The sequence below is a fragment of the Lentzea flava genome (genome assembly GCF_014648475.1).
Classification (GTDB): Bacteria; Actinomycetota; Actinomycetes; order Mycobacteriales; family Pseudonocardiaceae; genus Lentzea; species Lentzea flava.
In genome coordinates this window covers 118607-128661 of the sequence record NZ_BMRE01000022.1, presented here as the reverse complement: position 1 = coordinate 128661, position 10055 = coordinate 118607, and the positions used below count along the sequence as shown (strand labels likewise).

4 protein-coding genes are annotated in these 10055 nt (G+C 69.8%); 1 reads left to right on the top strand and 3 read right to left on the bottom strand.

Features of this window, described 5'->3' with window-relative positions; translation table 11 throughout:
• Positions 1–35: 35 nt before the first annotated feature.
• Genes fxsT through IEZ09_RS24570 form a run of 3 tightly spaced genes read right to left on the bottom strand, consistent with a single transcriptional unit; the run spans position 36 to position 6779 of the window.
• Positions 36–4232: an FxSxx-COOH system tetratricopeptide repeat protein gene (fxsT, locus tag IEZ09_RS24580; protein ID WP_189256101.1), complete on the bottom strand. Its 4197-nt coding sequence runs from the start codon at positions 4230–4232 to the stop codon at positions 36–38.
• Positions 4225–5280 (bottom strand): AAA family ATPase, encoded by a 1056-nt coding sequence (locus tag IEZ09_RS24575; RefSeq protein WP_229812908.1) that lies wholly within the window; start codon positions 5278–5280, stop codon positions 4225–4227. Before IEZ09_RS24575 ends, fxsT begins: the two co-directional genes overlap by 8 nt.
• Positions 5277–6779: a VMAP-C domain-containing protein gene (locus tag IEZ09_RS24570; RefSeq protein ID WP_189256100.1), complete on the bottom strand. Its 1503-nt coding sequence runs from the start codon at positions 6777–6779 to the stop codon at positions 5277–5279. The genes IEZ09_RS24575 and IEZ09_RS24570 overlap by 4 nt, the downstream gene beginning before the upstream one ends.
• A gap of 308 nt (positions 6780–7087) precedes the next feature.
• Between IEZ09_RS24570 and IEZ09_RS24565 the strand changes: the two genes are divergently transcribed.
• Positions 7088–10054, top strand: coding sequence for a TIM-barrel domain-containing protein (locus IEZ09_RS24565; RefSeq protein ID WP_189256099.1), 2967 nt, complete (start codon positions 7088–7090; stop codon positions 10052–10054).
• Position 10055: the final 1 nt, after the last annotated feature.

Here is a 10055-nt window from a genome sequence, read left to right as displayed (position 1 = left end):
AGGACCCTGCGGCCTGGCTGGGGCGGGCCTGAGCTTCACAGCTCCATGGTGTCGGTGTCACAGGTCGCCCTGACGAACTGCCCCGCGAGCACCGTCGCCGGGTGGTTGACGCCCAGGACCCTGCGGAACCCGGCCACCGTGCGCGCGTAGAGGATGTCCGGCTCGTCGGCCTCCCCCGCCTGCTGCAGATCCATCGCGAGGTTCAGCGACACGGCCAGGGTCGACGGGTGGTCGGCGCCGAGCACCCTCGACGACCGCTCCACCAGCTCCTCGTCGAGCGCCCTGGCCCCGGCGAGGTCGCCGAGCGCCGCGAGGTCGCTGGCGAGGTTGGTGGCGGCCACCAGGGCGAACGGGTGGTCGCTGGAGAACGTGGCGCGCAGTCCGTTCACCGCCAGCTCGTCGAGCTCGCGCGCTCGCTCGACGTCTCCCAGCAACCGGTGGACCGAGGCCAGGTTCGTCGCCGCGATGAGCGTGTACGGGTGCTGGGGCCCGCGGATCTCGCGGAACAGGTCGTAGGCCGTCTGCGCCACCTCGTGCGCCGCCTCCAGGTCGCCGATGTGCCGCAGATCCACGGACAGGCTCGTCAGCGACGTCACGGTGTCGAGGTGCCGGTCGCCGTGCCGGCTGCGGTAGGTGGCAACGCACTCCTTCGACAGCTCCAGCGCTCCCGCGTGGTCGCCGAGCTTGCGCAGGGTCACCGCCATGTTCCTGGTCGCGCCGATCGTGTACGGGTGGTCCGCGCCGAACAGCTCCCGCTGGCGCCGCAACGTCTCCTGCTGCAGGTTGCCGGCACCGTGGTAGTCGCCGCACTCCCGCAGGTCCATCGCGAGCGCGTTCATGGACCGGTAGGTCATGAGGTGGTCGCTGCCCAGCACGTCGACCCTGCGCCGGTAGGTTTCCTCGTCGAGGTCCTTCGCGCGGAAGAAGTCGCCCATCAGCCGGTAGCAGCTCGCGAGGTTGCTCGCGTAGTAGAGGGTGGCAGGGTCGTTCTCGCCGAGAATCTCGCGCGACCTGTCGTAGACGGTCTGCTGCAGCGCGAGCTCCTCCGCGAACTTGCCCTGCGCGCGCCGGTCGGCCGCGACGGTGTCGAGCATGCTGAGCACGGTCTCGTGGTCCTCGCCCACGGCCTCGCGCAGCGCCTCCAGGTTCCGCTCGTTGAGGCGCATGGCCTGGTCGATCTTGCCGAGCCTGCGCAGGGCGACCGCGTAGTGCCGCGTCATCTCGACCGTGTCGAGGTTGCTCTGGCCGAGCTTGCGCTGCCACACCTGCACCGCGTACTCGGAGTGGTCCAGCGCGGCGCCGTAGTCGCCGCTGGCGAGCAGGTAGCGGGCCAGGTTGATCATCAGCAGGCGCACCCAGCGGTCGCTGCACTCCACCGCCCGCGCCACCGTCGCGTGCGGCAGCAGCTCGGCGTACCTCGACCAGTTCGTCGCGTCGTCCGGGTCGCCGGGATCGCCGTTGACCAGCAACATGTGGACCGCGTGGCGCAGGTGGTCCTGCTCTTCGCGGTCGAGCCGGTTCTTGAGCACCGCCTGCACCAGCCGGTGCAGCTGCAGGGTGTTGTTCCGGTGATCGATCTTCGCGAGGCTGTACCTGCTGATCTCCCGCACGGCCCGGTTGAGCTTGATCGGGTCTTCCAGGGCGTTCGCGAGCGCGTCGGGCACGGGGACGCCGCGCACGCCGCTGAACCAGCGTCGGGAGATCGGCTCCGGTCCGAAGAACGCGCAGACCTGCAACAGCTGCAACGCTGCCAGGTGCTCGTTCCTCAGCCGGTTCAACGGCACGTTCCACGCCGCCGCGACCGGAAGCTGGTAGTCGCTCGACGTACCGGCGTCCAGCAGTTCCGTGCGGCCCTGCTCCAGCAGCTCCAGGTACTCGTCGACCTGCATGCCGGTCTGCGCGCGCCACGCGGCCGCCTGCTCGATCGCGAGCGGCAGGTCGCCGAGCGCCTCCGCGAGCCGGTCGGCGTCGGCGTGCGGGAAGCCCGGATCCCTGCGCCGCAACAGTTCGATGCTCTCCGCACGGGTGAAGAGGTCCACCTCGACCGGTCGCGCGACGCCGGCCCAGTCGGAGTTGCGCGACGTCACGACGACGTGCCCGACGCCGGACGGGAAGAACTGCCGGACCGTCTCGGGGCGGTCGGCGTTGTCGAACACGAGGATCCAGCGGGAGAACGGTTCCCCCTTGCGCAACGCCTCCAGCACCGCGGGAATCACCGTGTCCGCCGAGGACCCCGGCACGCCGAGCCTCTTCGCCAGTTCCGCGAGGCTCGCCGTGATCTGCGCCGGGTGCTCCGCGGAGATCCACCACACGACGTCGTACTCCGAGGCGTGCTGGTAGATGTACTCGATCACGGTCTGGGACTTGCCGACGCCACCCATGCCGTGCAGGGCTTCCGGCAGCACTGCCGTCGCTCCGGGTTCGAGCAGGCGCCGGCGCAACTGCTCCAGGAGCGCTCCGCGACCGACGAAGTCCGGGTTTCGCAACGGGATCGGTCCCCACACCTGTGGCTGGCCGGTGGTCTCGCGGCGCTGGCCCAACGGTTCTTGGGCGGTCACGGCAGCTTCTCCAGTCGTGAGTTCGTCGAGTGCGGACGGGACGTTCCCCGCACGAGCGGCTTGGTCGGCGGAGGACTCCAGTTCTGTTCGCGCGGCCGCGAGTCTCCGCGCCCGCCGCGCGAACGGTCCGGACAGCGCTCGGAGGACGCTTTCCTGCACCTTCAGGTAGGGCAGGTCGTCGTCGGTGTACTCGGGAACGGGAGTCTCGTCGGGGGCGGTGAGCGCGGCGCGCAGGTCGCGCAACGTCGTGTGCGTGTCGGCCGCGTGCTCGCTGAGCACCCTGGCGACCCGGACGGTGTCCGCCCGGCGCGCGGTGCCGAGCAGTTCGTCGCGGACTCCGTCGTGGAACTCGTAGGCGATCCTGGTGCCGTCCGCGGGGGTGTCGTCGGCGGGCAGCTGCTTGAGCAGGCCACCGAGCATCACCTCGGCGAGCGTCGTCAGGGTGGAGCCCGGCAGCAGAACCCGTTGCACGAGCGACATCAGCGGCGGGGACAACGGGGTCGCGGCGAGCAGTCCGGCGAGCTCGAACGCCTCCACCGAGGCGACCGTGCGGAACCGCGACACCCGATCACGAGGTGTGAGGGTGCGCTCGTGCGGTGGGTGCGGCGCGGTGTCGGTGACCGACGGGGACACGAGCGTCGCCGTCGTCTCGATCCATCCGCCGTCCTCGGAGTTGAGCAGCCGCGCCCAGCCGGCCATCCAGTCCGCGGACAGGGCGAGCACCGGGACGGGCACCGACGTCGTCCGCTCGTGGGCGCCGATGTCCGAGTCGGGCAGCACGGCCCTGACCTTCAGGTGCCGGTTCGCCACTCCGGCTCTGCCCGCCGACATCCGCACGCGGCGGGTCGTGAGAGCGCTCCAGTGCCACAACCGGTGTTCGAGCACCTGGACGATCGCCACCGGCATCGTGCGTCCCCAGCGAGCCAGCATCGCGGGAACCGCACCGTTGTGCCAGGCCGCACCGATGGCGTCGGTCAGCATCAGCACCACCCGCCTGCCGGAGGGATCCACGAGGTGGTGCCAGGGCCACGCCTCGCCCGCGTCCCCGCCGACCTTCAGCAGCAGGTCGTCCGACGAGCAGTCGAGCTGGTAGTGGCGGACGTCGCGGAACGCGCCCTGCCGCCGCAGCAGGGCGAGGAACTCCCTGGCCGTGCGGCGCCAGATGTCCATCGACGGCCCGGTGTCGGTCACCAGTGCCACGTCGAACCGCCGCCACGGCGCCGGTTGCCACTCCGGCAGCCACAGCTTCTCCTGTGCGGCGCGGACAGCCGTGCCCTCCTCGTCGAGCACGGTGCGCCACAACGACGGCGTCGTGCGCATGAACGGGCGCAGGGCGCGGGCGATCTCCCGTGCTCCCGGCAACGCGGGAACGGCGGGCCAGGCGACGGGGAAGGTGTCGGTGCCCGCGGCGGAGGCGAGCTCGGACCGGCTGAGCCGCGGCCCTGCCGTCGGGTCCTCGGGTTCGCCCTGCGGCAGGTCGGTGTCCGCGTCCGCGTTCTCGGCCCGCGGCTCCTCCCGTGAGACGTCATGCGACGGCGCGGGCGCGTCCGGCCGGTCCGGTCCCCGTTCCCCCTGGTGTGGCAGGAGCTTTCCGCTGAGCCACAGGGCGTCTCGCAGTTCCTGACACGTCAGGTCCGCGGTGGAGAGCCTGTCGTCCCGGCGGGGTTCATTCATTCAGGTCCGCCGTCAGGGGATGCCAGATCGCGTTGAGCAGGTCGTTCCAGTCGCCGTCGAGCTGGTGGGCACCGGAGGTGGCCAGCTGGGTCGCGAGGTGCACCGCGTTGAGGAGCTGGTCGGACGCGAGGCCGCCGCGCTGGGTGCTGTGCTCCAGGAAGTCCGCGATCAGCCGCGCCAGGTCGATGCCCTCCGCCTCGCCGAAGTGTGCCGCGACCATGCCGCCGAGCTGGTCGAAGTCCGGTGGCCGCACGTGCAGTTTCAGACACCGCCGCAGGAACGCCGGCGGGAACTCGCGCTCGCCGTTGCTCGTGATGATGACGATCGGGAACTCGCGGCAGCGCACGATGCCGTCCTTCACGACAGCGGAACCACCGCGGTCGGCGGTCAGCACGCGCACGTCCGGCTGCCTGGCGGCGAACCGGACGAGCTCCGGGATGTGGTACTCGCCCTCCTCGAACACGTTGAGCAGGTCGTTGGGCAGGTCGATGTCGCCCTTGTCGAGCTCGTCGATCAGCAGCACCCGCGGCAGCTCGAAGGGCAGCAACGCGGTGCCGAGCGGTCCCAGGTGGATGTAGTCGCCGAGGTCGGACTCGGCGGGCGTCGTCCCGGAACGCTCCGCCGCCGCCTGCACCCGCCCGATCGCGTCGTAGAGGTAGAGGCCGTCCTTGAGCACCGTGCGACTGGTGACGGGCCAGCGCAGCACCGGTCCCAGGCCGAGCTCCCTGGACACGAGGTACGCCAGCGACGACTTGCCGGTCCCAGGGCTGCCCGTCACCAGCAGCGGGCGGCGCAGGTAGATCGCGGCGTTGACCATCAGGACCTCGCGGTCGTGCGGCTTGCGCCCGGTGGCGCGAGGCAGGCCGATCCGGCGGTCGCCCTCTCCCCCGTCATCGGTCGGGCGGAACACCTGACCGACACCGCTGAACCGCCGCCACGGCGGAGGTTCCGGCAGGCCCGCGAGCGGCGTGGCCGGTGCCTGACCGGTGCCCTGGTAGACGTGCCATCCCGCACCGGGTGACATCGACGAACCGGTATTCGCGTTCACGCCACCGACATCCTTTCTGGTGGTGCCGGATCGCTCGGCACCACGACTCGCACCGGATCGTCGAGGAGAATCGTCAGCTTCTCGCCCACGTGGCCGGAGACCGCGCCTCGTTCGAACGCGGTGACCCGCGCCAGGCGAACCCGTTCCAAGAGGTCGTGCGGATCGTCGTCGCCGTGCAGAAGGCTCTCCACGACCGCCTTGAACTCGGCGTCGCCACAATTCTCGCGATGCCACAGGATGAGCGGCACGCCCGCGCGCAGTCCCGCGGCCACCTCGTCACGCCCGACCATCTCCACTCGGGGTGGCGCGCTGAGCACCAGCGACACCAGTGTCGTCGTGCGGGCGAGGGCCGAAGTGAGTTCCCGCAGGCCCTGTTCGGTGTCCTGTTTGCCCCACCACGCGGATTCCCGGTGCACCGCACCGGTCTTGCGCAGCTGCAACAGCAACTGCTCCCACCGTTCGTGCCACAGCCGGTACCACTTCCGCCTCGCCATCCGTTCGAGGCTGCGCACGACCACCGGGTAACGACAGCCGATCGGTTCGGGAATGAGCGAGTCCGTCTCCCACGGCCACTGGTCGACGTCGAGATTGATGAACTCCCCCGGCAGCACGAACTCGATGCGGATGTTCGGCCGGTACTGCCCCCAGTCCACCTCGATCTGCTCGATCAGCGCGGCGACCCTGTCCTTCACCAGCTCGAGCTCACCCACGACGTCGGCCCCGCGCACGGGCGCCCACCCGGTGGACTGGCCGAGCTGCCGCCAGTGCGACAGCCGGTACCGGTCACCCGACGGGCCCTCGCGCTGGACCTGCAGCACCAGGTAGGCGAGCGACCGCGGCGGCCGCTCCGCCTGGTGATCGGACTCCGCCGCCGCACGCCGGACGGCCACGAGTTCCGCCGACAGCCCCATGTGCGCCGCCTGCCTGTCCGACCACCGCCTGAGTTCCGTCGCCAGTTCGGGCCGCACTCTCATCGCGAGGTGTTCGACGAAGACGAGTGGTTTCGGTATTCCATTCGCATCGGCATTCAGCGATTCCAATGCGCGCAGAACTTCGACGTGAGTCGCTTGCGCGGACAGTCTCGGTGCCGCGAGTCCCACGACGGCGTGGTAGATCTCGGTGATGTCCGGCAACACCGCCCCTTCGAGAAGCTGGAAAAGCCGCGCGCTTTCCTCGCTCGCCCACAGCTTGGGGGCGGTCATCGCACGCACGGTCTCCCGCAGGGCGACCATTTGCCGGGAACGCTGCTCAATCCGCTCCAGCACGAGCACCAGCGCGGGTAATCCGTCCGGATGCGTCCGGCAGACCTCGGCCAGGCTGTACAGGTGACCGGTGGCGTGGTCGTGTTCCTCGAACGGCAGCTGCTCACCGAGTTCCTCGCACACCATCCGCATGACGAGGTTGCGGCCGCTGCGGTTCATCAGACAGGGAATCCGCCGCAGGACTTCGACCAAGGGCCATAAAGCGCCGCTCTCAGCACTCTGCTCCGCCAGCGGCATGCGCGGCCTCCCCGTTCGAGGTCGGTGATCGAAGTATGACAGCGATCGACGGCATCACCGCAATGCTTCGAGAACGGAGTACATTACCCAGATTCGAAGCGTTCCTCCGCTGGCACTCGCAGCGCTTCAGCCGAATGGCGGACCGCAATTCGAATCGCCACCCAATTCGTGCGGAACTGCGCGGAAGGCGGTCTCGGGGCGGTGTACGGCAAACGGCCTCTTGATCGCTCCACCCCGTCACGCCAAGGTGAGGGACGTTCAGGTACCTGAACACCTCGGAAGCCGACGGCGTCAGACGAGGAGCACGGATGCGGAAACGCGCGACAGTCGTCCCCCTGCTGGCTCTGCTGGGTCTCCTGACTCCGGCACCAGCGACAGCCCAGCCGACCGGCACGGTCGTGTCCGGGCAGGCCAGGTTCCAGATCCTCTCCCCCACCCTCGTGCGGAGTGAGTACGCGGGTGACCAGCGCTTTGAGAACGCGGCCAGTTACAACGTTGTAAATCGCACGGGCTTCGCCCGCACGCCCTACCGGACGCGGGTCGAGGACGGCTGGCTGATCATCACCACCTCGGCGCTGACCTTGCGTTATCGCGTGGATTCCGGGCCCTTCCGCGCGGACAACCTCGAACTGAGGACCGGCGGCACGACCGCGTCCCCGTGGCGGCGGGTGGTCTGTGCGGCCGGTCAGCTCTGCGAGGCGGAGGACCAGCACCGGGAAGGGCTGCTCGTGGCGGCCGAGCACCCCGGGCACACCGGCGCGGGCTTCGTCGCCGGGTTCTCGTACACCGGCAACGGGATCACCGCGACCGTCAGCGCGACGGGCAAGCACCGGGTCGTCGTGAGGTACGCGAACGGACGGGGCGGCGACGGCAAGCACGAGAACCGCACGCTCAGCCTCGGTGTCGACGGCCGGCAGCGGCAGATCACGCTGCCCGCCACCGCGGACTGGCGTGACTGGAGGCTGGCCGAGACCGAGGTCGAGCTGTCCGCGGGTGAACACCGCGTCTCGCTGACCAAGACCGCGGCCGACTCGGGCAATGTCAACGTTGACAGCATCGCGATCCTCGCGCCTGGCCAGCCGTATCCCGGTACCCAGGACCGGGCGATCGACGACTGCCGGTTCGGCACCACCTGCGAGGCCGAGCACGGTGCCCTCACCGGTGCGGCCAAGATCGCGGACGAGCACGCCGGCCACGCGGGAACCGGGTTCGTCGCCGAACTGGTCGGCGGGACGAGGCTCAGCCACCGGGTGAGCAGCGTTCCCGCGGCGGGCACGTACCCGGTGAATCTCCGCTACGCCAACGGTGTCGGCGGCGACGGCAAGCACGAGCCACGCACCGTGCTGATCAACGGGCAACCGGTCACGCTGCCGACGACGGCGAACTGGAGCACGTGGGCCACCGCGACCGCGCGGATCCCGTTGCCCGCAGGCACTTCCGGCCTCACCGTCACGTGCCCGGACACCGGCTGTCACGTCAACCTCGACACGATCGGGATCAACGCGACCCAGCAGCACCTGGCGCTCGGCGGTTATCGGCGCTCGCTGGACGGCTACACCGGCACCAACGGGGACCCCAGGCTCTACCCCGGCCTGCTGTACCGCGACGGCTGGTACCTGTTGGACGACACGAATTCCGCCTACGCCAACGGCACACCGCGGCCGGATCGCGGGGCACAGCCGTATCAGGACGGGTACGTGTTCGGGTACGGGCAGGACTACAAGACCGCGCTGGGCGACCTCGCGCGGCTGACCGGCGGGCCGAAGTTGTTGCCGCGCTGGGCCTACGGCGTCTGGTACTCCGAGTACATCGACCGGACCGCCGCCGACTTCCGCGAGCGGATCGTGCCCGCGTTCCGGCAACACGGCGTGCCGCTGGACGTGCTGGTGGTCGACACCGACTTCAAGGCGCGCAACACGTGGAACGGCTGGCAGTACGACACGGCCAAGTTCCCGGACCCGCAAGGGTTCCTTGACTGGGTGCACGGCGAGGGGCTGCACAGCACGCTCAACATCCACCCGAGCATCCAGGGCACCGACCCGGACTTCCCCAAGGCCCAGGCCATCGCGAAGGGCAAGCTCGCCAGGGGCCAGTGCGCGGACTGCTACGTGTTCGACTGGGGCGACCCGGACCAGCTGCGGGCGTACGTCGAGCTGCACCGGGCGATGCCGACCGATTTCTGGTGGCTCGACTGGTGTTGTGACGGCTCGGGGTCGTCATTGCGCGGGGTCACGCCGGACTCGTGGATCAACGAGCAGTACGCGAAGCTGGGCGGGTTCGCGTTCTCGCGCGGGTTCGGGTCGTTGCAGGCCGGCGGGTACAGCGGCTCCGGGCCGTTGCCGACGGGCCCGTGGGCGGAGAAGCGCACGACCCTGCACTTCACCGGCGACACCTCGTCGACGTGGGGTGCGATGAAGGGAACCATCGGCTACACCTCGGCCGAGGCGGTGTCGACCGGGATGTCGGCGATCAGCCACGACATCGGCGGGCACAACGACACCACCGGATTGCGCGGGTCGGAGACGTACCTCGACAACGGTCAGGTGCGGTACACCACCAAGCTGCCCGACGACCTGTACGCGCGGTGGGTGCAGCTCGGCGCGTTCCAGCCGATCATGCGGTTGCACAGCAACCACAGCGACAGGTTGCCGTGGCAGTACGGACCGGCCGCGCAGGCGTCGGCGACGAAGTTCCTCAACCTGCGCGAGCGTCTCGTGCCGTACCTCTACACGTTGGCGGAGCAGGCCAACCGCACGGGAGTTCCGGTCGTGCGCCCGGCGTACATCGACCACCCCGGCAGCCAGGAGGCCTACTCCACTGTGGACAGTCAGTTCCTGCTCGGACCGGACGTGCTGGTCGCGCCGATCACCACGCCCGGTGAGGTCGGCGAGACGCGGGTGTGGTTCCCGCCTGGGCAGTGGACCGACTACTTCACCGGCCGCGTGTACCAGGGCAACACGTGGGCGACCGTCAGCGCGGGCTGGGACACCATGCCGGTGTTCCTGCGCGCGGGCGGAATGCTGGTCGAGCGCACCAACAACGTCAGCAACGACGTGCAGAACCCGGCCGACGCGCTGACGGTGCACGTGACCGCCGGGGCCACGGGCGAGTTCACGTTGTACGAGGACGACGGCCGAACGCGGATCACCCAGCACCGCAACACGTTGGTGCTGCACAACGCCAAGAAGCGCGACTGGACCGTGGTCGTGCACAACGCCGACGGGTCCAGCCGCGTGATCCGGGCCGGCAGGCAGGTGGTGATCAACCTGCGCTGAG